The organism is Enterobacter sp. RHBSTW-00901, from assembly GCF_014103115.1.
In the GTDB taxonomy this organism is placed as follows: Bacteria; Pseudomonadota; Gammaproteobacteria; order Enterobacterales; family Enterobacteriaceae; genus Enterobacter; species Enterobacter cloacae_P.
The window spans coordinates 3,406,401-3,429,907 of the sequence record NZ_JABXPB010000001.1 but is presented as its reverse complement, the minus strand read 5'-3'; the positions used below and the strand labels follow the sequence as shown (position 1 = coordinate 3,429,907).

Genomic DNA, 23,507 nt, shown 5'->3' with positions numbered 1-23,507 from the left:
CCATGCAAGCGGCGACGCGCTAAACCCGCGCTAAGTGTCGAAAAAACCAGCGCAACCCTCAGTCCAGCTCTGAAACCGCCAGCCGAATCACCCCCGCGGCCTGCTTCTCTGGCAGCTTCAGCACCTTCGCCCACATCTCCTGCACCATATCGCAGGAAAGCTTCTCTTTGCCCACCGCCTTCTCTGGCATCTGCAACAGCTGAATGTCCTCGCCGTATTTGTCGGCCAGCGCTTTCATTATCGGGCGGACATCGGTCACGGCGGCTTCACGTTCTGCCGGGGTAACGGTGTGGCGATCTTTGCCGTAGGCCGAGCGCATCATGTCGGCATCGGCCTGCATACGGCGCTGCATCATCGGTTTATCCAGCACGCGCATGGGGTTAACGCCCCCCTTCACCGCCGGGTAGAGGAAGCGAAAACAGGCGTCGTCACTCACCTTCTGGATAGCGGCAGTCTGCTCCATGTTGGCCTTCATATACTCCACCACGCTGGCGTCCGGGGCATATTGCAGGCGCGACATCTGCAGGTTCAGGATCTGCGGCTGGATCACGTCGATGATGTGCTGCTCAGACTCACCCGCTTTCTGCATGGTGAGGATCTGGTCGCGGATGCGTTTTTGTAACGCAGGTTCCTGCTCTTTCAGCACCTGCCAGGCGGGCATCGCATTAAGGGTAGTATCAAGCTGTTGCTCAGGGTCTTGCTGCAAACGTTGCTTGTCAAAATAGACCCAGAACGCCACGGCGGCGGCCACAATAGCCACCACGGCAATACGCATCCACGTTCTTCTCATCTCGATATCGCATCCTGTTGATGTGTCGGTTTACACCGGCACGCCGCTATGGAAGCGAAACGCGTTATCCGGTGTCGAGATAAGTGTGGCTTCAATTTCACCAAAAAGCTTTATTCGGGGGGAGATATCATTGTCACTCACCTGTTGGGCAAGCGTCAGATAGTCCTGATAATGCCGTGCTTCCGAGCGCAGCAGCGAGAGATAGAACGTCTGCAACTCGTCGTCCAGGAACGGGGCCAGCGCGGCGAAGCGTTCGCAGGAGCGGGCTTCAATGTACGCACCGCAGATAAGCTTGTCGATCAGCGTCAGCGGTTCGTGGGTACGCACTTCTTTCAGCATCCCTTTGGCGTAGCGGCTGGCGGTGATTTTCACATACGGAATGTTGCGCGCCAGCATCGCCTCGCGCACCTGCCAGAAGTGGTGTAGCTCTTCTTTTATCAGCAACACCATGCTGTCGATCAGTGCCTGGCCCCACGGGTCGTCGGTTTTGGGCATCACGCTTTTGCCAATCTGCTTATGCAGGGCCACAAAATCCGGCTCCGGGCCTTCGCGGAAGGTAAAGGCTTCGTAAGGTTTGAGCCAGTCGAGCAGCGCGTCGGCACCGCTTTCATCGGCGACGTATTTGCGCACCAGCAGCAGCGCGGTCTGTGCAGCCTTCAGTTCGCACACCATATGGTCGGTGAGCAGCAGCGGCAGGTTAGCCGGGTCGCGGGCTTTATCAATCCATGCTTGCGGGGTTGGGCACTGGAGGAAGTTGAGTACGGGGGCGAGAATCTGCGGGTAATCCATTTTTTAACCTTGAAAAAGCGGTGGCAAATGCCACCGCCTGAAACGCTTAGTGACGCACGCCATCGTCGTCTTCATCGACGTAATCTTCGTCGTCTTCGTCGCCGTCTTCACCGTTCGGATCTTCGAAGTAGGTTCCCCAGCCGTCGTACTCCACGTCAAACTTCTCGGCCAGGTTCATCAGCTGTTCAACCTGTGCGTCGATAAGCTCCGCTTTCAGCGCGCCTTCGCTCAGGATGTCGCAGCAGATGACGGTGTCGCCCTCTTCCACTTCCAGCTCTTCCGGCTCAGTCACTTCGTAACCCAGTTTGAAGGCTTCAACCGCCAGTTTTTCCAGCGCATCGAAATCGTCGGCAGAGAAATGGTGCTCGATGGTGTACAGCGCGTCCGGATCGCTACCGTCTTCCAGCAGTTCTTCAATAATCAGACGCGTCTCTTCGCGTTGCTCTTCCAGGTGTTCCGGGTTTGCCATGGCTCATTCCTCTTTAAAGTGCGGCAGATACTTCTATTTTCACACACGGACGTGTTTGCCTCCACCTTTGTAAGAAAGATTTGTTAAACAGGGTTGCAAATGAATATTCATACATATAAAGTGAATTTTAATTCAATTAGTGGCGTTTGCCATGTGAGGATAAAATGTCTGATCTGTATAAGAAACACTTTCTGAAATTGCTCGATTTTACGCCTGCACAGTTCACCTCTCTGCTGACCCTTGCCGCACAACTCAAAGCGGATAAAAAAAATGGCAAGGAAGTACAAAGGCTTACTGGTAAAAACATCGCGCTCATCTTCGAAAAAGACTCAACCCGTACACGATGCTCTTTCGAAGTTGCCGCATTTGACCAGGGCGCACGCGTCACGTATTTAGGGCCGAGCGGCAGCCAGATTGGGCATAAAGAGTCAATTAAAGACACCGCTCGCGTGCTGGGCCGTATGTACGACGGCATTCAGTATCGCGGCCACGGTCAGGAAGTGGTCGAAACGCTGGCGCAGTATGCGGGCGTACCGGTCTGGAACGGGCTGACCAACGAGTTCCACCCGACGCAGTTGTTGGCAGATCTGCTGACCATGCAGGAGCACCTGCCGGGCAAAGCATTTAACGAGATGACGCTGGTCTACGCAGGCGATGCGCGCAATAACATGGGCAACTCAATGCTCGAAGCGGCGGCATTAACCGGGCTGGATCTGCGTCTGGTGGCACCAAAGGCCTGCTGGCCGGAAGAGAGCCTGGTGGCCGAGTGCAGCGCACTGGCAGAGAAGAATGGCGGTAAGATCACCCTGACGGAAGATGTGGCGGCGGGCGTGAAAGGGGCGGACTTCATCTATACCGACGTGTGGGTATCGATGGGCGAGGCAAAAGAGAAGTGGGTGGAACGTATCGCCCTGCTGCGCGGCTATCAGGTGAACAGCCAGATGATGGCGCTGACCGGCAACCCGAACACCAGGTTCCTGCACTGCCTGCCCGCCTTCCATGACGACCAGACCACGCTCGGCAAGCAGATGGCGAAAGAGTTCGATCTGCACGGCGGAATGGAAGTGACGGACGAGGTGTTTGAGTCGGCGGCAAGCATTGTGTTTGACCAGGCAGAAAACCGGATGCACACCATTAAGGCGGTGATGGTCGCGACGCTTGGGGAGTGATCCTCTGCGGTCTGGTGCCCTCACCCCAGCCCTCTCCCACGGGGAGAGGGAGTAAACATTAAAAAACGACAACAAAGTTGTCATTTTTGCTTTTGCCTTGCACGGGGAGAGGGAGTAAACATTAAAAAACGACAACAGAGTTGTCGTTTTTGCTTTTACCTTGCACGGGGAGAGGGAACAAGCCCGTTTCAGGCAACCCGCATTTTGACGACGACTTTTCTGACCTGCGCAGGCGCACCCACCGCGCACAGCGGCTTGTGTACTTCACCCGGCCAGAACACCACAAAATCCCCTTCGCTTAGCACCACGGTTTTCTCCTGCTCACCTTCCGGCAGAAACGCGATGTCTTTGTCCGCCAGCCAGTCGGTGTCAGGCGTGCCGTGCGGCAGGGTGCTGAAGGTCATCCCTTCCTGGCCTTTCATCATGATCTGGATATCCAGATAGTGCGCATGGTACTCGGCGCGACGCTCAGCAAACGGCTGGGTCATGTCTTCGGAAACCAGGTAAAACAGGTTGTTGCCGTTGATATCGTGCTTGCCCAGCGCCGTCGCGTCGGTGACGTGCGCTTTAACGTGCTCAATGGCCTGACGCAGTTCTTCTGGCAGCCAGGACTGCAGGTGGTGAATGTTGCCAACGATCATGATTAAACCCTCAATATAAAACGTCGTTTCAATTCAGCTTTTATACGAGAATTCAAACTACCATACCATTCATTTTTCGATGAGGTTTGCGCGAGCGCATGTTTATCGGGAAATGTGTTAACCCGCTGTTAATCACACTCAGGCAATTATGCAGTGGTTATGCATAACATCAGTTTTCACCCTTCAGCCTGAAAAGCTAACCTCCTGATCAACAACCCTTAATAACAAAACCCGCTGCTGCTTCACACTTTGTCATTTTGATAATTTGCTATAAAAACCCATAATTATTTATTAATTTTTATTAAGTCAAAAATAGTTAATTATCATTATTGCATAGTCATTCCATGACATTTATTTATTCATTTAAAATCAATTAGATAACAAAATATTTCAAAAGATTAAATTCTACAAAATAATAACAATCACAAATAATGCCAACGGAACATGCTTAGCTATTCACCCGCCAATAATATCAAATTAGCTATTATCTGATGCGAATCATGCAATTGAAAACAAACCCTTTAATATCCATTTTCGCGTGAGCAGCATCACAATACGGATTATTTAACTGCCTAGTATTGGCTCTGAAATCAATTGAGCTAAGCCGCCATGCAAATAAACGAAGCGCATGGCCAAGCCCTTTTTATTCTGAAAAACAGTTAAAGGAATAATTATGGAAAAGCATTACGTCGGTTCTGAAATTGGTCAATTGCGTAGCGTTATGCTGCATCGCCCAAATTTAAGTCTGAAACGTTTAACACCATCGAACTGTCAGGAACTGTTATTTGATGATGTGCTCTCGGTTGAACGGGCGGGTGAAGAGCATGATATTTTCGCAAACACGCTGCGTGAGCAGGGTGTGGAAGTCCTGCTGTTAACCGATCTACTTACCCAAACGCTTGATATTGCTGCAGCAAAAGCCTGGCTGCTGGAAACGCAAATCTCTGACTATCGCCTGGGGCCAACCTTCGCGGGTGACGTGCGGGGCTGGCTGGCAGATATGCCACACCGCGAACTGGCGCGTCGGTTAAGCGGCGGGTTAACCTACGGTGAAATTCCGGCAGCCATTAAAAATATGGTGGTGGATACCCACACGGCGAATGATTTTATTATGAAGCCGTTGCCTAACCATTTATTTACCCGCGATACCTCCTGCTGGATTTATAACGGTGTATCCATTAACCCAATGGCTAAACCGGCACGTCAGCGTGAAACCAATAACCTGCGCGCAATATACCGCTGGCATCCGGCATTTGCCGATGGCGATTTTATTAAATATTTCGGTGATGAAAACATTAATTACGACCACGCGACATTAGAAGGGGGTGACGTATTAGTGATTGGCCGCGGGGCAGTATTAATCGGCATGTCCGAGCGCACCACCCCGCAGGGCGTGGAGTTCCTCGCCAACAGTTTGTTCAAACATCGCCAGGCCGAACGCGTGATCGCCGTTGAACTGCCAAAACACCGCTCCTGCATGCACCTCGACACCGTCATGACCCACATCGACGTGGATACCTTCTCCGTTTACCCGGAAGTGGTGCGTAAAGACGCCCAGTGCTGGACGCTCACTCCGGACGGACGCGGCGGCCTGCTGCGCACGCAGGAAACCGACCTGCTACACGCCATCGAAAAAGCCCTCGGCATTAACCAGGTACGCCTGATCACCACCGGTGGCGATGCCTTTGAAGCTGAGCGTGAGCAGTGGAACGACGCCAACAACGTGCTGACCATCCGCCCGGGCGTGGTGATTGGTTACGAGCGCAACGTCTGGACGAACGAGAAGTACGACAAAGCAGGCATTACCGTGCTGCCGATCCCGGGTGACGAGCTGGGTCGCGGTCGCGGCGGCGCGCGCTGCATGAGCTGCCCACTGGAACGCGACGGAATTTAAAGGAGTCATCATGGAAAGAAAACCCACTCTGGTTGTGGCCCTCGGCGGCAACGCCCTGCTCAAACGCGGCGAACCGCTGGAAGCGGAGATCCAGCGCCAGAATATCGAGCTGGCGGCTCGCACCATCGCCGGGCTGACGGAACAGTGGCGCGTGGTGCTGGTTCACGGCAACGGGCCGCAGGTCGGGCTGCTGGCGCTGCAAAACAGTGCTTACGACAAAGTGACGCCTTACCCGCTCGACATCCTCGGAGCCGAAAGCCAGGGAATGATCGGCTACATGCTCCAGCAGGCGCTGAAAAATATCCTTCCCCAGCGTGAGGTCAGCGTGCTGCTCACCCAGGTGGAAGTGGATGCCAGCGACCCGGCCTTTACCAACCCAACCAAGTACATCGGCCCGGTTTACAACGAAGCGCAGGCGAAAACGCTACAGGCGGAAAAAGGCTGGGTATTCAAGGCCGACGGTAGCTACTTCCGCCGCGTGGTGCCCTCCCCGCAGCCGAAACGCATCGTCGAGAGCGACGCCATCTCGGCGCTGATCCAGCGCGATCACCTGGTGATTTGCAACGGCGGTGGCGGCGTGCCGGTGGTGGAAAACGCCAGGGGCTATCACGGCATCGAGGCGGTGATCGACAAAGACCTCTCTGCCGCACTGCTGGCGCGTCAGATCGAGGCCGATGCCCTGCTGATCCTGACCGATGCCGATGCGGTGTATCTCGACTGGGGTAAACCGACGCAGCGCCCGCTGGCACAGGTGACACCGGAACTGCTCAAAGGCATGCAATTCGACGCCGGTTCGATGGGGCCGAAAGTGGCCGCCTGCCGCGAGTTTGTTGAAGCCTGTCACGGCATTGCCGGGATCGGCGCGCTGGCCGACGGAGCAGAGATCCTGGCGGGCGAGAAAGGCACGTTGATTCGTAACTGAGTCGAAATTTCCCCTCACCCTAACCCTCTCCCAAAGGGAGAGGGACGGGGTGAGGGCATCAGACAGCTAAATTTTAAAAGGATTTCCCACATGACCATCAACCTGAAAAACCGCAATTTCCTCAAACTGCTGGACTACACCCCGGCGGAGATCCAGTACCTGATCGACCTCGCCATTGAGCTGAAGGCCGCCAAAAAAGCCGGACGCGAAAAGCAAACCCTGGTCGGGAAAAACATCGCCCTGATTTTTGAAAAAACCTCCACCCGCACCCGCTGCGCCTTTGAAGTCGGCGCATTTGACCAGGGTGCGCAGGTGACCTACCTCGGCCCAAGCGGCTCGCAGATTGGTCATAAAGAGTCGATGAAAGACACCGCCCGCGTGCTGGGACGGATGTATGACGGCATTGAGTATCGCGGCTACGGCCAGGCGATTGTTGAAGAGCTGGGTGAGTATGCAGGCGTACCGGTGTGGAACGGCCTGACCGACGAGTTCCACCCAACCCAAATCCTCGCCGACCTGATGACCATGCTGGAGCACGCCCCTGGCAAAACCCTGCCGGAGCTGAGCTTTGCCTACCTGGGTGACGCACGTAACAACATGGGCAACTCCCTGATGGTTGGCGCGGCCAAGATGGGCATGGACATCCGCCTTGTGGCACCGAAATCCTTCTGGCCTGAAGCGGGTCTGGTTGAACAGTGTCGCGCCATCGCCAAAGAAACCGGGGCGCACATCACCCTCACCGACGACGTGGAAGAAGGCGTACACGGTACCGATTTCCTCTACACCGACGTGTGGGTCTCAATGGGCGAGCCGAAGGAGGCCTGGGCCGAGCGCGTCAGCCTGATGACCCCGTACCAGATCAACACGAAGGTCATGAAGGCCACCGGTAACCCGAACGTCAAGTTCATGCACTGCCTGCCTGCGTTCCATAACGAGCACACCAAAGTGGGCCGTGAAATTGAAATGGCCTACGGCCTGAAAGGGCTGGAAGTGACAGAAGAGGTCTTTGAATCACCAAACTCTATCGTCTTTGACGAAGCCGAAAACCGCATGCACACCATTAAAGCGGTCATGGTGGCGACACTCGGCGACTAATCACCCCCCGGCACGCCACGGGGTGTGCCGGGTTTCAGGAGAACATCATGGGCAAGTTCAAGTTTCCTTCCGCTTACACCATTCTCTTTTTTCTGATTGCCGTCGTTGCGGCGCTGAGCTGGGTTGTGCCTGCCGGTCAGTACCAGATGGCCCTGAATGAAACCCTCGGCAAAGAAGTACCGATTGCCGGAACCTACGCACACGTTGCGGCACATCCGCAGGGGGTAATCTCCGTGCTGATGGCACCGATTGCCGGGCTGTACGATCCCGTCTCCGGCCAGGCCGGGGCGATCGACGTGGCGCTGTTTATCCTGATCATCGGGGGCTTCCTCGGGATCGTCACCAAAACCGGCGCGATTGACGCCGGGATCGAGCGCGTCACCACCCGCCTTCGCGGACGTGAAGAGTGGATGATCCCGATCCTGATGGCGCTGTTTGCCGCTGGCGGCACCATCTACGGCATGGCCGAAGAGTCGCTACCGTTTTACACCCTGCTCGTACCGGTGATGCTGGCCGCCCGGTTCGACCCGGTTGTGGCAGCCTCCACCGTGCTGCTCGGGGCGGGGATCGGCACTCTCGGCTCCACCATCAACCCGTTCGCCACGGTGATCGCCGCCAACGCCGCCGGGATCCCGTTCACCAACGGCATCATCCTGCGCGTGGCGCTGTTAGTGATTGGCTGGCTCATCTGCGTGGCATGGGTGATGCGTTACGCCCGTAAAGTGCGCCTCAATCCGTCGCTCTCTATTGTTGCGGATAAGCAGGAAGAGAACCTCGCCCATTTCCTCGGCAACAAAGGCGAGCAGTCGCTGGAATTTACCCCGGTGCGCAAAATCATCCTGGTGATCTTCGCCCTCGCCTTCGCGGTGATGATCTACGGCGTGGCGGTGCTGGGGTGGTGGATGGCGGAGATCTCAGCGGTGTTCCTCGCCAGCGCCATTATTGTCGGCCTGATTGCCCGCATGAGCGAAGAGGAGCTGACCTCAACGTTTATCAACGGCGCGCGAGATTTGCTGGGCGTCGCGCTGATTATCGGCATTGCGCGCGGTATCGTAGTGATCATGGATAAGGGCATGATTACCCACACCATTTTGCACAGCGCCGAAGGGCTGGTCAGCGGGTTATCCACGGTGGCGTTTATCAACGTGATGTACTGGCTGGAAGTGGTGTTGTCGTTTCTTGTGCCTTCTTCGTCCGGCCTGGCCGTTCTGACGATGCCGATCATGGCACCCCTTGCCGATTTCGCTAACGTCAACCGCGACCTGGTGGTTACGGCTTATCAGTCGGCATCAGGCATCGTTAACCTGGTCACTCCTACCTCTGCCGTCGTCATGGGCGGGCTGGCTATCGCCCGCGTGCCTTACGTGCGCTACCTGAAATGGGTTGCGCCGCTGCTGGGGATTTTGACAGTGGTGATCATGGCGGCGTTAAGCCTGGGGGCGTTGTTGTGATTTTTTGACGTTGTAGGCCCGGTAAGCGTAGTGCCTGCCGGGCGTTTTGTTTCAGCCACATACATGGGAAATAGTTATGACGGAATATGGTGATTACTCTCCAAAAGAACAGCTACAGCTGACGGTCTGCCAGCGTCTGATCACAGAAAAGAGTTATCTCTCCCAGGAAGAAATTCGCCGCGACTTGCAGGAGAGGGGCTTTGACAGCATTAGCCAGTCTACCGTTTCGCGTCTGCTCAGGTTGCTCGGTGTCATAAAAATTCGAAATGCTAAAGGGCTAAAGATTTATTCGCTGAATCCTCAGTTGCACCCTACCCCTGACGCCGCGCGTTCGGTTTCCGAAATGGTGGTTAGCGTGGAGCATAATAGCGAGTTTATCCTTATCCATACCGTCGCCGGGTATGGTCGCGCAGTGGCGCGAATTCTGGATTATCACCAGTTACCGGAAATTTTAGGAGTGGTGGCCGGAAGCAGTATTGTCTGGGTCGCCCCTCGGATAGTGAAGCGCACTGCGCTGGTACACAAACAAATTAATTATTTACTCAGAACGAATTAATATTCACAAAGAACCGTTTGCACTGAGTAAAATGTGCATTAAATCGCTTGATCCGAAAACCGGGCTGCGTATAATGCCCGACAATTTGCCGGGAGGAAGCATGGTCAAGCGTGTACGACATAACGTCTTACCGCGTCTGAAATCAGACGCTGGCCTGCCGTTTTTCTTCCCGTTGCACAATCTATTCCCAGAGCCCCTCATTTGAGGGGCTTTTTTTTGCCCGGCGTCAGGAGATAAACATGAATCCGCTTTATCAAAAACACATCATTTCCATAAACGACCTCAGCCGCGAAGAGCTGGAACTGGTTCTGGAAACCGCGGCAAAACTGAAAGCGAATCCGCAACCGGAGCTGCTGAAGCACAAGGTGATTGCGAGCTGCTTCTTTGAAGCGTCTACCCGCACCCGCCTCTCCTTTGAAACGTCCATGCACCGCCTGGGCGCAAGCGTGGTGGGTTTCTCAGACAGCAGCAACACGTCGCTGGGTAAAAAAGGCGAAACCCTGGCGGATACCATTTCAGTTATCAGTACCTACGTTGACGCTATTGTGATGCGCCACCCACAGGAAGGTGCGGCACGTCTGGCGACCGAGTTTTCCGGCGGCATTCCGGTGCTGAACGCCGGAGACGGGGCTAACCAGCACCCGACGCAAACCCTGCTGGATCTGTTCACCATTCAGGAAACCCAGGGACGTCTGGAAAATCTGAATATCGCGATGGTCGGTGACCTGAAATATGGCCGTACCGTCCACTCGCTCACCCAGGCGCTGGCGAAATTTAACGGCAACCGCTTCTTCTTCATCGCCCCGGATGCGCTGGCGATGCCGCAGTACATTCTCGACATGCTGGACGAGAAAGGTATCCCGTGGAGCCTGCACGCCAGCATCGAAGACGTGATGGGCAACGTGGATATCCTCTACATGACCCGCGTGCAGAAAGAGCGTCTGGATCCGTCCGAGTACGCCAACGTGAAGGCGCAGTTTGTGCTGCGCGCCAGCGACCTCGAAGGCGCACGCGACAACATGAAAGTGCTGCATCCGCTGCCACGCATCGATGAGATCACCACAGACGTGGATAAAACGCCGCACGCCTGGTACTTCCAGCAGGCCGGAAACGGCATCTTTGCCCGCCAGGCGTTACTGGCACTGGTTCTGAATCGCGAATTGGCTCTGTAAGGGGAAACGACAATGACACACGATAACAAACTCCAGGTTGAAGCCATCAAACGTGGCACCGTGATCGACCATATCCCTGCGCAGGTCGGCTTTAAGCTGCTGACGCTGTTCAAACTGACCGAAACCGACCAGCGTATCACCATCGGCCTGAACCTGCCGTCGGGCGAAATGGGCCGCAAAGACCTGATCAAGATTGAGAATACCTTCCTGACCGACGAGCAGGTTAACCAGCTGTCGCTGTATGCGCCGGACGCCACCGTGAACCGCATCGACGAGTATGAAGTGGTCGGCAAGTCCCGTCCGAGCCTGCCGGAGCGCATCGAAAGCGTGCTGGTCTGCCCAAACAGCAACTGCATCAGTCATGCTGAGCCGGTTGCCTCCAGCTTTGCAGTGAAAAAACGCGCTGATGACATCGCACTCAAATGCAAATACTGCGAAAAAGAGTTTTCTCATTATGTGGTGCTGGCCAACTAATTGAGGTTGGTAATGAAATCCCGGCTGTTATAATGGCCGGGAACATTTAATCAGCTGTTATTCTGGAGAAATCATGACCAAAGTACTCGCGACGGAAAATGCACCAGCGGCTATCGGCCCATACGTTCAGGGCGTTGATCTGGGTAGCATGATTATTACCTCTGGCCAAATCCCGGTGAACCCGAAAACGGGCGCAGTGCCGGAAGACGTAGCCGCTCAGGCGCGTCAGTCGCTGGAAAACGTGCAGGCTATCGTTGAATCGGCGGGTCTGAAAGTGGGCGATATCGTGAAAACCACCGTATTCGTTAAAGATCTGAACGATTTCGCGACCGTTAACGCCACTTACGAAGCGTTCTTCACCGAGCACAACGCCACCTTCCCGGCGCGCTCTTGCGTGGAAGTGGCGCGTCTGCCAAAAGACGTGAAGATTGAAATCGAAGCGATTGCGGTTCGTCGCTAAGGCGTTTTCGGTATGAAAAAGGCAGCCTGCGCTGCCTTTTTTGTGGCCTGCTACAGATTCCGCGTCGCCCTGAGTAGCGTTTCCAGCGGATACACCGCCGCTATCACCACTTCATCCTGCACCTTCGCCGCGTTATCCAGCTCGCCCTGAATTGAGGCGATCTCTTTGTCATCCAGCGTCCCCTGACGCGCCACCAGATCCGTCAGCCGCAGGCCAATCGAGGCCAGCTTATCCACCTCCTGGATCACCGGCTTGATGGCCTTCAGCTGGTAGCTGTTTTCACTTAACGCCAGCGCGTCGCTGGTATTGCTCTGCCAGCGGTTAAAGACGTGGCGCAGCGCGTCGGCACTTTCAGCATCTTCCGCGTCGCTCACCAGGCGCTCCGCCCATTTTTTCATCTGGCGCACGGTGTTACTTTCAGCGTTCAGCGCATCGGCAAAGCGGTTGAGCGGCTCAAACTGATGGTAGTTCCCGGCCTGGAACTTCAGGTGCTGACGGGTGTAATACTGCGCCGGTTCAACGGCCTGGGCGAGAATTTGCAACGGTAGTGTGTCGGCACTGTTCGCCAGTCGCGTGAACTGCACCTGCTGCTGGGTATGCTGCTGTAACCCGACCGATACCGTCGACCAGCTGTCCATCGCCTGCAGGCGGGTGTACATGTTGTCGACATCGTTGACGTCCTGCGCCGACCATAACCGCTCCGCCACCGCAAAGGCACGCGGCCACAGGCGAATATCCAGCACCGGTGCAACCACGTTTTCCGCCCACAGCGCGGCCTCACCGCCGAGCAGGTTGACCTGATGGGCGCTGTCCGGCACCACCGGCGGAATGCCTTTAGGTACCTCATCAAGACGTTTACCCTTAATCGGATAACGGGCGTTACCCACCAGGAAATAGCCGCTCAGCGTATCGTTATCGACAGAAACGACCGGGCGCGTTTCCCCCATCCAGGTATCGACGGTGAAGGTCACCTGGTTGTCATTACGCCATGCAATATCCTGCACCGCACGACGGGATTTACCCGCGAAATCAATAAACCCGCGCCAGCCAGAATCCCCTTTCACCAGCGTGAAGCTTCCTTCCACCGGCTTGCCTTTCAGGCGCGGCATGGTGAAAGACCAGCTCTGAGGGCTGTCGGTATCCGTAATGACATCCACGCCGTTCAGCCCCTGCGGCACAATCTCATTGCGGTAGTGATAGGCAGTGGACTGGGGCTGGTCGAGGTAGAAACCCGTCGAGAGAATACCCTTGTAGCCGTTCTGCGCTACCTGCCCCAGTGCGTCCTGCCCTTGCCAGGACTGGATCAAGATGTTTTTTGGCAGATCGGGATGGTAGATCTCATCCCAGCCCACCATCTGCCGGTGATGTTTTTCGAGGATCGTCTCCAGCTTGCGGTTGAAATACGCCTGCAGCGCATGGCTGTCCGTCAGCCTGTTGTCGCGCATAAATTTCTGAATGGCGGCGTTCTCTTTCCACTGGGTGTCATCCACCTCGTCACCGCCGATATGCAGATACGGATCGGGGAAGATCTCTGCCAGTTCGCTGACCATCGCGTCGGCGAAGGTATAGGTCGCTTCTTTTGTCGGATCCAGTACCGGTTTTAGCACGCCCCAGTGGCGCTCCATGTCATACGGCCCCGGGGTGCTCATCAGTTCAGGATATGCCACGGCGATCGCCGAGGCGTGGCCCGGCATGTCGATTTCCGGCACCACACGGATACCGCGCTCAGTGGCGTAGCGCACAATCTCGCGCATCTGTTCCGGGGTGTAATACAGCCCGTCGCTGGCAAGCCGGGTCAGCTTTGGATAGCGTTTTGAGGTAAAGCGCCATCCCTGATCGTCGGTTAAGTGCCAGTGCAGCACGTTCAGTTTCGCTGCCGCCATGCCGTCGATCTGGCGCTTGAGATCCGGCAACGGAATAAAGTGGCGTGCCGAATCAAGCAGCAGGCCGCGCCACGGGAAGCGCGGTGAATCCTCTACAGACACCCAGGGCAGCGAGGTGTTTTCCGCACCATTCTGAATGAGCTGGAGCAACGTCTCCATTGCACGCAACGCACCGAAACGGGTATTGGCAGAGATATCGACGCCGCTGGCATCTACCGTGAGCTTATAGCTTTCATCGCTGTCCGGCAGCGGCTGCGACTTCACCTTTTTGGCAATCTTTATACGGATGGTCGGTTTTCCCCCCTGGGGTTGCAGCGTCCAGCCGGTTTGCAGGGCGACGCGCTGACGCAGACGGTTGACCGCATCGTCGAGTTCGTCGCCGCTGACGCTGACGGACACGTTGTTGCTGAGTACCAGCGTCCCCTGGGTGACAGGGCGTTCAACCTTCGCAGGCCAGGGCATCAGAGGGAGATCGCCTGCCGGAGCGGCAAACGCTGACGCGCCGAGCATCAGCCCGGCGGTTAAGAGGCTGTACCGTAACATGAATGTTCCTTATCTGACGGGCCAAAGTAAGGCAAAACATTCTGTTAACATGCGTACAAATTGTCGTCAAGCAAACGGCATGACGAGGATCACAGGTTGTTGAATTTGAGAGGAAAGCCAGTCCCCTCACCCCGTCCCTCTCCCCTTTGGGGTGTGTACGGTCCGGGGAGAGGATTAGGGTGAGGGGTAAGGTGTTTTTACTGCCACCCGTATCGACGGCTATAGAACCCTTTCACCATCTGCGTCAGCACCATGTAACCGGCGAGGATCGCCACCAGCCACGGGAAGTAGCTCAGCGGTAGCGCCTGGAGCTGCAGGTAGCTTGCCAGCGGTGAGAACGGCAGCGCGATACCGAGCAGCATCACAATCCCCGTCATGATAATCAGTGGCCACGCGGCGCGGCTCTGAATAAACGGAATGCGGCGCGTGCGGATCATATGCACAATCAACGTTTGTGACAGCAACCCGACCACGAACCAGCCGGACTGGAACAGTGTCTGATGCTCAGGCGTGTTGGCGTGGAACACAAACCACATCAGGCAGAAAGTCAGAATGTCAAAGATGGAGCTGATCGGGCCAAAGAACAGCATGAAACGGCCCAGATCGGACGGGTTCCAGCGCTGCGGCTTCTGGATCTGCTCGTCGTCCACGTTATCAAACGGGATCGCCACCTGAGAGACATCGTACATCAGGTTCTGGATCAGCAGGTGCAGCGGCAACATCGGCAGGAACGGCAGGAACGCGCTCGCCACCAGCACGCTGAAGACGTTACCGAAGTTAGAGCTGGCGGTCATTTTAATGTACTTCAGCATGTTAGCGAAGGTACGACGTCCTTCGATAACGCCCTCTTCCAGCACCATCAGGCTCTTTTCCAGCAGGATGATATCCGCCGCTTCACGGGCGATATCCACCGCGCCGTCAACGGAGATGCCAATGTCTGCCGCACGCAGCGCTGGCGCATCGTTGATGCCGTCACCCATAAAGCCCACTACGTGCCCCTCGCGGCGCAGCAGCGTCACGATGCGCTCTTTATGCATCGGCGTCAGGCGGGCAAACAGCGTGGTGCGCTGCGCCAGTGTTGCCAGGTCGTCGTCGGAAAGGTTCTCGATGTCGCTCCCCACCACCACGTCACCTGCATCCAGCCCCACTTCGTGACACACTTTAGCAGCCACCAGCTCGCTGTCGCCGGTGAGGATTTTTACGGTAATACCGCTCGCTTTTAACGCTTTCAGCGCAGGTGCAGTCGTCTCTTTCGGCGGATCGAGGAATGCGATGTAACCCTCAAGGATCAGATCGGATTCGTCAATGCGCTGATAGTCCCCTTCACGCGCAGGCAGAATTTTGCTGGCCACTGCCACCACGCGCAGCCCCTGACGGTTCAGGTTATCGGTGACGCGTTTGATACGGCGCAGCATGGTGTCGTCCAGCGGCACAATGTCGTCGTTATACCGCACTTGCGTGGAGACATTGAGGATCTCCTGCAATGCCCCTTTGCAGATCAGCTGATGTACATCCGGCTGCTCGCTCACCACCACCGACATACGGCGGCGTTCAAAGTCGAACGGGATCTCATCAACCTTCTGCCAGCGACCAGAGAGCGTGCGGGCCACCCCTTCATCAACCCCTTCCAGCACGGCGACGTCGAGCAGGTTTTTCAGCCCGGTCTGGTAGTGACTGTTCAGCCAGGCGCTGTTCAGCACGCGATCGCTGGTCTTGCCGGTGATATCGGTATGGTTCTCCAGCACAATTTTGTCCTGGGTCAGCGTGCCGGTTTTATCGGTGCAGAGAATGTCCATCGCACCAAAATTCTGGATGGCATCCAGGTGTTTGACGATCACTTTTTGCTTAGAGAGTTTTACCGCCCCGCGTGCCAGCGTGGAAGTGACAATCATCGGCAGCATTTCTGGCGTTAAGCCCACGGCGACAGAGAGCGCAAACAGCGCCGCTTCCCACCAGTCACCTTTGGTGTAGCCGTTGATCAGCAGCACAATTGGCGTCATCACCATCATAAAGCGGATCAACAACATGCTGACGCGGCCAATCCCTTTCTGGAAGGCGTTCGGCTCGTTTTCCTGCTCGCTGACGCGCCCGGCAAGCTGCCCAAACCAGGTGTTGCCCCCGGTGGCGGTCACAATTGCCTGCGCCGTGCCGCTCACCACCGTGGTGCCCATAAAGCACAGGGTGTCGCACTCGAGTGGGTTCATTTGCTGTGGGTCGCGGGTTCGCGCCACCTTTTCAACCGGCAGAGATTCACCGGTCAGCGAGGCCTGCGCCACAAACAGGTCGCGCGCCTGGATGATACGTAAGTCAGCCGGGATCATATCCCCGGCCGCGAGTTTAACCAGATCGCCCGGTACCAGCTGGTCGATGGGCAGCTCAACCCAGGCATTTTCACCCAGATCGTTAATCACACGGGAGACGGTCGCCGTGTTGCTGACCATCGCTTTCAGGGCATCCGCCGCTTTGGTGGAGCGGGCTTCCTGAATAAAGTTCAGCATGGTGGAGATCCCCACCATCAGGGCGATCACGCCTGCGGCAAACAGGTCTTCAGTGGCGTAGGAAATAATGCCCAGCACCGTCAGCAGCAGGTTGAACGGGTTGCGGTAGCAGGCCCACAGGTGAACCCACCATGGGGCAGGCTTTTGCGCCGGAATTTGGTTGTCGCCATGTACTGCGCGGATTTTTTCCACTTCCGCCGCGTTCAGCCCTTCCGGATGACCACCAAAGGCACGCCAGACTTCGTTTTCATCCATCGCCGCCACGTTCAGGCAGTGTTCTGCCAGGCTGGCGGGAATGGCCGCCCCCGCGATGTTTTTGGCGTTAGGCAGTGGGTCGCGCTCAGTCAGGCGACGAGGCAGGTGGCGGCCCAGCAGCGCTTGCAACTGCCGGGTGATATTTTTCAGCATAGTCATTCCCCCGCATCCGCAAATGCGGACACAGTATTTCCTGCAGGCGTGGCAAAGCCGTACCTGACAGGCACTCTATTTTTTTAAGCAGGAACGTCTGGACGTTGCTGCCTCACGCCGGTGAGACAGCTTAAGGCTGGCTTACCGGAAAGAACGTATTCTCCCGTTCAGGAGAGATGTGGGATCGGGATCCATGTAACCTCCGGTAAGTAAATGAGGGTGTCGCCGCGCAGTATAAGGATTTAACCATACCGTTTGTGACCATTCGGGCGGTATTATAGCACCACGCAAATAAACCAAACGTAAACCAGACTTTGCCCATAGCGAAATCACGCTATAGCATTAAGGCTTGATTCACTACTTTGTCGTTGTTACAGGGAATACAGCATGCAGAACCGCCTTACGATTAAAGACATCGCGCGTTTAAGCGGCGTGGGGAAATCCACCGTGTCGCGCGTGCTGAACAACGAAAGTGGTGTCAGCGAACGCACGCGCGAACGCGTCGAGGCGGTGATGAATCAGCACGGCTTTTCCCCGTCCCGCTCTGCACGCGCCATGCGTGGGCAGAGTGACAAAGTGGTCGCCATTATTGTCTCGCGCCTGGACTCACTCTCGGAAAACCTGGCCGTTCAGACCATGCTCCCCGCTTTTTACGAGCAGGGGTATGACCCGATCATGATGGAGAGCCAGTTCTCCCCGCAAATGGTTGAAGAGCATCTGGGCATGCTCCAGCGCCGCAACATTGATGGCGTGGTGCTGTTTGGTTTTACCGGCATTCAGGAAGAGATGCTGAAACCGTGGCAACCCTCACTGGTACTGCTGGCGCGCGATGCCAGCGGATTTGCGTCTGTCTGCTACGACGACGAGGGCGCAATTATTACCCTGATGCAGCGCCTGTACGATGCGGGTCATCGCCACATCAGTTTCCTTGGCGTACCGCACGCAGACGTCACCACCGGCAAACGTCGTCATGAAGCGTACCTGGCATTTTGCAAAAAGCACAACCTCTCTGCCGTGGCCTCCCTGCCAGGGCTGGGCATGAAGCAGGGTTACGAGCAGGTCGCCAGCGTGCTAACCCCACAGACCACCGCGCTGGTGTGCGCCACGGATACCCTGGCGCTGGGCGCGAGTAAATACCTGCAGGAACACCGTATCGACGATTTACAGGTCGCCAGCGTGGGCAGCACGCCGCTGATGAAGTTCCTTCATCCTGAGATTATCACCGTCGATCCCGGTTACGCCGAGTCCGGAAGACAGGCTGCAACCCAGTTGATCGAGCAGATCAACGGCCGCACGGAACCGCGTCAGATAGTCATTCCAGCCCATCTTTCATAAACGCCATTAAACGGATTATTGTGATCTTCGCTTGATTTCGGGAACGTTCCCATTTTCGCCATCACGCGGAAGGAGTAGGCTTGCGCTCAGGTCATTACACCCCTCTCCATCTGTCATGAGGTTTCATGATGAGTAAAGTCAAACAAGCAGATATCGATCAGCTGATCGTCCTGGTCGGCGGCCGTGAAAACATTGCGACCGTCAGCCATTGCATTACCCGCCTGCGCTTTGTGCTGAACGACCCGGCCAAAGCCAACCCAAAAGCCATTGAAAAGCTTTCAATGGTGAAAGGTTGCTTTACCAACGCCGGGCAGTTTCAGGTCGTTATCGGCACTGAAGTGAGCGATTACTATCAGGCTCTGCTCGCAACCACCGGGCACTCTTCTGCCGATAAAGAGCAGGCGAAGAAAGCCGCACGCCAGAACATGAAATGGCACGAGCAGCTGATTTCCCACTTTGCGGAGATCTTCTTCCCGCTGCTGCCCGCGCTGATTAGCGGAGGCCTGATCTTAGGTTTCCGCAACGTCATCGGCGATGTCCCGATGAGCGACGGCAAAACCCTGGCGCAGATGTATCCCGCACTGAAAACGGTTTACGATTTCCTGTGGCTGATTGGCGAAGCTATCTTCTTCTACCTGCCGGTCGGTATTTGCTGGTCAGCGGTACGTAAAATGGGCGGTACACCGATTCTGGGTATCGTACTGGGCGTTACGCTGGTCTCTCCACAGTTAATGAACGCTTACTTACTTGGTCAGCAAGTACCGGAAGTATGGAACTTCGGCCTGTTCACCATCGCCAAAGTTGGCTATCAGGCGCAGGTTATCCCGGCATTGCTGGCAGGTCTGGCACTGGGCTTTATTGAAACCCGCTTAAAACGCATCGTGCCGGATTACCTCTATCTGGTGGTCGTGCCGGTTTGCTCGCTGATTATTGCGGTCTTCCTTGCCCACGCCTTTATCGGCCCGTTTGGCCGCATGATCGGCGACGGTGTAGCCTTCGCGGTTCGTCACCTGATGACCGGCAGCTTCGCGCCAATTGGTGCTGCCCTGTTCGGCTTCCTGTACGCCCCGCTGGTGATTACCGGTGTACACCAGACAACGCTGGCCATTGATATGCAGATGATTCAGAGCCTGGGCGGTACGCCAGTCTGGCCTATCATCGCGCTGTCTAACATTGCGCAGGCTTCAGCGGTCACTGGCATTATCCTGGTCAGCCGTAAGCATAACGAACGTGAAATTTCCGTGCCGGCAGCGATCTCTGCTTACCTCGGCGTGACCGAACCGGCGATGTACGGTATCAACCTCAAATACCGCTTCCCGATGCTCTGCGCGATGATCGGTTCCGGTCTGGCGGGCCTGGTCTGCGGCCTGAACGGTGTGATGGCGAACGGGATCGGCGTTGGCGGCCTGCCGGGCATCCTCTCCATTCAGCCGACCTACTGGCAGGTGTTTGCCCTGGCGATGGCCATCGCGATTATCGTCCCAATGGCGCTCACTACCGTGGTTTACCAGCGTAAGTTCCGTCAGGGCTCGCTGCAGATTGTTTAACTTCATCTTTCGGGGCGCAGTTGCGCCCCTTCGCATTTGCAGGAACGTACTATGAATACCCTTCCTCAGTGGTGGCAGAACGGTGTCATCTATCAGATCTACCCAAAGAGTTTCCAGGACACCACCGGGCGCGGCACCGGCGATTTACGCGGCGTGACGCAGCGCCTGGACTATCTGAAAACGCTTGGGATCGACGCCATCTGGCTGACGCCGTTTTATATCTCCCCGCAGATAGATAACGGTTACGACGTGGCGAACTACATCGCCATCGACCCGGCCTACGGTACGCTGGATGACTTTGACGAGCTGGTCGCCCAGGCGCACGCACGCGGTATTCGCATCGTGCTGGATATGGTGTTCAACCATACCTCGACGCAGCACGCCTGGTTCCGCGAATCGCTGAAAAAAGAGAGCCCGTACCGCCAGTTTTATATCTGGCGGGACGGTACACCAGAACAGCGTCCCAACAACTGGCGCTCCAAATTTGGTGGCAACGCCTGGGACTGGCACGCCGAAAGCGAGCAGTATTATCTGCACTTGTTCGCACCTGAGCAGGCCGATCTCAACTGGGAAAACCCGGCCGTACGTGCAGAGCTGAAAAAGGTCTGCGAGTTCTGGGCCGATCGCGGTGTCGACGGTTTACGTCTCGACGTGATTAACCTGATCTCCAAAGACCAGGATTTCCCGAATGACAACGCAGGTGATGGCCGTCGTTTCTACACCGACGGGCCGCGTATTCACGAGTATTTGCAGGAGATGAGCCGCGACGTCTTTACCCCGCGTCACCTGATGACGGTGGGTGAGATGTCTTCAACCTCGCTGGAAAACTGCCAGCAATACGCGTCACTGGACGGGCGCGAGCTGTCGATGACCTTTAACTTCCACCACCTGAAGGTTGATTACCCCGGCGGTGAAAAGTGGACGAAAGCAGAGCCGGACTACGTGGCGCTGAAAACCCTCTTCCGCCACTGGCAGCAGGGGATGCACAATAAAGCCTGGAACGCACTGTTCTGGTGTAACCACGATCAGCCGCGCATCGTCTCGCGCTTTGGTGACGAAGGGGAATACCGTACCCAGGCCGCAAAGATGCTCGGCATGGTGCTGCACGGGATGCAGGGCACGCCGTATATCTACCAGGGGGAAGAGATTGGCATGACCAACCCGCACTTCACCCGCATTACCGATTACCGCGATGTGGAAAGCCTGAACATGTTCGCCGAACTGCGGGAAAAAGGTCGTGATCCTGAGGAATTACTGGCCATTCTGGCGAGCAAGTCCCGCGATAATGGCCGCACGCCGATGCAGTGGGATGCCTCGCACAATGCGGGCTTCACTGAGGGAGAGCCGTGGATTGGTGTCTGCGATAATTACGAAACCGTGAACGCCCGCGCGGCGCTGGACGATCCTGACTCGGTGTTTTACACCTATCAGTCGCTTATTGCGCTACGCAAAACCCTGCCGGTACTGACGTGGGGAGATTATCAGGATCTGCTACCTGAGCACCCTTCCCTGTGGTGCTACCGCCGCCAGTGGCAGGGGCAAACCCTGGTGGTGGTTGCCAACCTCAGCCGGGAGTGCCAGGAATGGCGACCAGAAGCCGTCAGTGGCGACTGGCAGGTGATGATCAGCAATTACGGAGAGACGGCTAACTGCCCACAAGCAATGACGCTACGGCCGTTTGAAGCAGTGTGGTGGCAACAAGCTTAAAAACCACAAGAGATACAAAAAGGACTTTGTATCTCTTTGTTATTTAAAGTGTATAACGATACGCTGAATGTATGACAATAACTTTTACAGATCGTAATAATTAAAATAAAAATGTCACTGTCAATATTAATAACATCGGCAGGACATCATGAAGAATTTAATTATTAAAGCAAGTTGTATGAGTGCATTGCTTATTAGTGGTCAGGGATGGTGTGGAAATACGTCTGTAGATCTTCGTTTTGGTCATAACACCAGTTCTGATGTTAATGATTCCCGTATTAAGGTTATGCATCAGGCAGATAACGGTTTTTATTTCTCCGTTGAAGCCGCACAGAACCACAATGACACCTTTTTTGGTGATACCGACAGATACAACTCTGATGATAAAGGGGTAACAGAAGCGGCTCAGGAAATAGAAACTCGCTGGCGCTTTGATTTGGGTAATGGTTATGCCGTGGCTCCCGGTCTGGTCACCGTATTCACAGCCAGTAATACCCATTATCGTCCCTTTATTCAGGGCTGGAAATCATTCGATAATGGTCTGAACCTCTCCGCACGTTACCGCTATAACACCGTTAATGATGCACACAGCGACAGAGAATTAGACGGTAGCGGTTATACACGCCGTGAATCACATCAGTTCGATCTCTGGTTCGCTTATAATATCGGTAAATTCGGTATGTCCTATAACCCACGCTTCCGCTATCAGGACGGTGTTGACCAGGGCACTGGCGACGATACCTACTGGGAACATACCGTATCCTTCAACTATAAGCTCGATGATGGCTGGACGCCTTACGTTGAACTCGTCTCACTGGATAAAACCTATATCAATGATGATGGTAATCATGAAAATGATTACGCCATTCGACTGGGTGTCGTTAAGCAACTCTAAGCCTGAGGCTATGCCGCATCGTGTTGCAGCAACCAGCAGCCGATGCGGTCAACAGCATTCAGCAGCTCCAGCTGGCCTTCCCGCTGATATAAAGAGATCGCGTTTATGTTGATTTCCAGAGGCCAGCACAACGTAGATACCGACGCCAGCGTAGATCCCTCGCGAGTTATCGCGATAATCTTTAACCCTTTACGCAACGCGTTACGCGCCATTTCAATTAACGATTGTGTCTCGCCTGACTTACTGATCAGTACCAGTGTTCCTCTGGAAACACGCGTTAGCTGATGCACATCATTAAGAATTAAATGTGGTAAACTTGCCAGAGATAAAAACCGTGATAAATAATTCAGGCTAGTCAGTGATGCACCCCGTGCATATAAATAAATATGGCTGGAGTGCAGTAACAGTTCAGATAATTGCGTGACAATATTATCTTCACCAGTGAGCGTAACGGGCCACGAAGGTGTCGCCGTTAACTGATCGCGTAAAAATTTGTATCGTAGTTCAGTGTAACTATTATACCCCATTTTTTTACACACCCGGTTAACAGATGTTGTCGTGGTAAAGGTATCTCGCGCGATCGCTTTCGCTGAGATAGTAGAAATATCATGTGCATGGTGTTGAATATACTCGAATATTAATCGCTCACTTCCCTGGAAAGAATTCATATTTCGCTCTCATAAAAAATATAATTTAATATTAACAAAGAACCGTTTTCTTCTCTGGAAGGAGAATCACATATTACGGAAATGAGTATCACGGTACGCAATTAGTATCAGCAAACGTTAAGGGTTGTTTTTATTTGTATT

Annotated in this window: 22 protein-coding genes and 1 pseudogene; 15 read left to right on the top strand and 8 right to left on the bottom strand. The window is 55.2% G+C overall.

The features are described 5' to 3' along the window. Positions 1–58 precede the first annotated feature (58 nt). From HV318_RS16520 to rraB, 3 genes are read right to left on the bottom strand one after another with little or no spacing between them, the layout of a single operon-like run. Positions 59–790 (bottom strand): topoisomerase II, encoded by a 732-nt coding sequence (locus HV318_RS16520; RefSeq protein WP_182273567.1) that lies wholly within the window; start codon positions 788–790, stop codon positions 59–61. A 30-nt stretch (positions 791–820) separates the two neighbouring features. Next, positions 821–1,579, bottom strand: a complete 759-nt coding sequence (gene miaE / locus HV318_RS16515; protein ID WP_182273566.1) for a tRNA isopentenyl-2-thiomethyl-A-37 hydroxylase MiaE — start codon at positions 1,577–1,579, stop codon at positions 821–823. A 46-nt stretch (positions 1,580–1,625) separates the two neighbouring features. Continuing rightward, entirely contained in the window at positions 1,626–2,048 is a 423-nt protein-coding gene (rraB, locus tag HV318_RS16510; RefSeq protein ID WP_182273565.1) for a ribonuclease E inhibitor RraB, read from the bottom strand. 99 nt (positions 2,049–2,147) lie between these two features. Here rraB and argL point away from each other — a divergent pair, with 99 nt between their 5' ends. Both argL and argF (HV318_RS16505) read left to right on the top strand, forming a co-directional pair. Next, positions 2,148–2,243 (top strand): putative translational regulatory protein ArgL, encoded by a 96-nt coding sequence (gene argL / locus HV318_RS24540; RefSeq protein ID WP_230857839.1) that lies wholly within the window; start codon positions 2,148–2,150, stop codon positions 2,241–2,243. Next, positions 2,213–3,217: an ornithine carbamoyltransferase gene (gene argF / locus HV318_RS16505; RefSeq protein ID WP_182273564.1), complete on the top strand. Its 1,005-nt coding sequence runs from the start codon at positions 2,213–2,215 to the stop codon at positions 3,215–3,217. Before argL ends, argF (HV318_RS16505) begins: the two co-directional genes overlap by 31 nt. Positions 3,218–3,405: 188 nt before the next feature. Here the strand turns inward: argF (HV318_RS16505) and HV318_RS16500 are convergent, their stop codons facing one another. Further along, positions 3,406–3,858, bottom strand: a complete 453-nt coding sequence (locus tag HV318_RS16500) for a YhcH/YjgK/YiaL family protein (protein ID WP_182273563.1) — start codon at positions 3,856–3,858, stop codon at positions 3,406–3,408. A 673-nt stretch (positions 3,859–4,531) separates the two neighbouring features. Here HV318_RS16500 and arcA point away from each other — a divergent pair. The 5 genes from arcA to HV318_RS16475 all read left to right on the top strand — a co-directional run bounded on the left by arcA (position 4,532) and on the right by HV318_RS16475 (position 9,776). Beyond that, entirely contained in the window at positions 4,532–5,752 is a 1,221-nt protein-coding gene (gene arcA, locus HV318_RS16495; protein ID WP_182273562.1) for an arginine deiminase, read from the top strand. A gap of 10 nt (positions 5,753–5,762) precedes the next feature. Then, positions 5,763–6,674: a carbamate kinase gene (arcC, locus tag HV318_RS16490; RefSeq protein WP_182273561.1), complete on the top strand. Its 912-nt coding sequence runs from the start codon at positions 5,763–5,765 to the stop codon at positions 6,672–6,674. A 90-nt stretch (positions 6,675–6,764) separates the two neighbouring features. After that, entirely contained in the window at positions 6,765–7,769 is a 1,005-nt protein-coding gene (gene argF, locus HV318_RS16485) for an ornithine carbamoyltransferase (RefSeq protein WP_182273560.1), read from the top strand. A gap of 47 nt (positions 7,770–7,816) precedes the next feature. After that, the gene (locus HV318_RS16480; protein ID WP_182273559.1) at positions 7,817–9,220 is read left to right on the top strand and encodes a YfcC family protein; all 1,404 of its coding nucleotides are present in this window, start codon (positions 7,817–7,819) and stop codon (positions 9,218–9,220) included. A 76-nt stretch (positions 9,221–9,296) separates the two neighbouring features. Further along, positions 9,297–9,776 (top strand): arginine repressor, encoded by a 480-nt coding sequence (locus HV318_RS16475; protein WP_182273558.1) that lies wholly within the window; start codon positions 9,297–9,299, stop codon positions 9,774–9,776. A gap of 3 nt (positions 9,777–9,779) precedes the next feature. Here HV318_RS16475 and HV318_RS24535 read toward each other — a convergent pair. Continuing rightward, a pseudogene (locus tag HV318_RS24535) lies at positions 9,780–9,897 on the bottom strand (hypothetical protein). Here HV318_RS24535 and HV318_RS16470 point away from each other — a divergent pair. The 4 genes from HV318_RS16470 (at position 9,877) to ridA (ending at position 11,882) form a co-directional block, all read left to right on the top strand. Further along, a complete protein-coding gene (locus HV318_RS16470) occupies positions 9,877–9,981 on the top strand; it encodes a pyrBI operon leader peptide (RefSeq protein WP_168769597.1) in 105 nt (34 codons plus the stop codon). The pseudogene HV318_RS24535 and the gene HV318_RS16470 sit on opposite strands and share 21 nt — an antisense overlap. A gap of 34 nt (positions 9,982–10,015) precedes the next feature. After that, positions 10,016–10,948 (top strand): aspartate carbamoyltransferase, encoded by a 933-nt coding sequence (gene pyrB / locus HV318_RS16465; RefSeq protein WP_182273557.1) that lies wholly within the window; start codon positions 10,016–10,018, stop codon positions 10,946–10,948. Between the two features lie 12 nt (positions 10,949–10,960). After that, positions 10,961–11,422: an aspartate carbamoyltransferase regulatory subunit gene (gene pyrI, locus HV318_RS16460; RefSeq protein ID WP_182273556.1), complete on the top strand. Its 462-nt coding sequence runs from the start codon at positions 10,961–10,963 to the stop codon at positions 11,420–11,422. 73 nt (positions 11,423–11,495) lie between these two features. Next, positions 11,496–11,882, top strand: coding sequence for a 2-iminobutanoate/2-iminopropanoate deaminase (gene ridA, locus HV318_RS16455; protein ID WP_014068687.1), 387 nt, complete (start codon positions 11,496–11,498; stop codon positions 11,880–11,882). A 50-nt stretch (positions 11,883–11,932) separates the two neighbouring features. Here the strand turns inward: ridA and HV318_RS16450 are convergent, their stop codons facing one another. After that, on the bottom strand, positions 11,933–14,308 hold the full coding sequence (locus HV318_RS16450) for a beta-N-acetylhexosaminidase (RefSeq protein ID WP_182273555.1): 2,376 nt from the start codon (positions 14,306–14,308) through the stop codon (positions 11,933–11,935). Positions 14,309–14,505: 197 nt separating this feature from the next. Beyond that, complete coding sequence (mgtA, locus tag HV318_RS16445) at positions 14,506–17,214, bottom strand: magnesium-translocating P-type ATPase (protein WP_182274615.1); 2,709 nt, start codon at positions 17,212–17,214, stop codon at positions 14,506–14,508. A gap of 387 nt (positions 17,215–17,601) precedes the next feature. Here mgtA and treR point away from each other — a divergent pair, with 387 nt between their 5' ends. The 4 genes from treR (at position 17,602) to HV318_RS16425 (ending at position 22,698) form a co-directional block, all read left to right on the top strand. Next, entirely contained in the window at positions 17,602–18,549 is a 948-nt protein-coding gene (gene treR / locus HV318_RS16440) for a trehalose operon repressor TreR (protein WP_182273554.1), read from the top strand. Positions 18,550–18,677: 128 nt separating this feature from the next. Next, positions 18,678–20,096, top strand: a complete 1,419-nt coding sequence (treB, locus tag HV318_RS16435; RefSeq protein WP_182274614.1) for a PTS trehalose transporter subunit IIBC — start codon at positions 18,678–18,680, stop codon at positions 20,094–20,096. A gap of 51 nt (positions 20,097–20,147) precedes the next feature. After that, positions 20,148–21,803, top strand: coding sequence for an alpha,alpha-phosphotrehalase (treC, locus tag HV318_RS16430; protein WP_182273553.1), 1,656 nt, complete (start codon positions 20,148–20,150; stop codon positions 21,801–21,803). A 148-nt stretch (positions 21,804–21,951) separates the two neighbouring features. Then, positions 21,952–22,698: an oligogalacturonate-specific porin KdgM family protein gene (locus HV318_RS16425; RefSeq protein ID WP_182273552.1), complete on the top strand. Its 747-nt coding sequence runs from the start codon at positions 21,952–21,954 to the stop codon at positions 22,696–22,698. 8 nt (positions 22,699–22,706) lie between these two features. Here the strand turns inward: HV318_RS16425 and HV318_RS16420 are convergent, their stop codons facing one another. After that, the gene (locus HV318_RS16420) at positions 22,707–23,366 is read right to left on the bottom strand and encodes a MurR/RpiR family transcriptional regulator (RefSeq protein WP_182273551.1); all 660 of its coding nucleotides are present in this window, start codon (positions 23,364–23,366) and stop codon (positions 22,707–22,709) included. Positions 23,367–23,507: the final 141 nt, after the last annotated feature.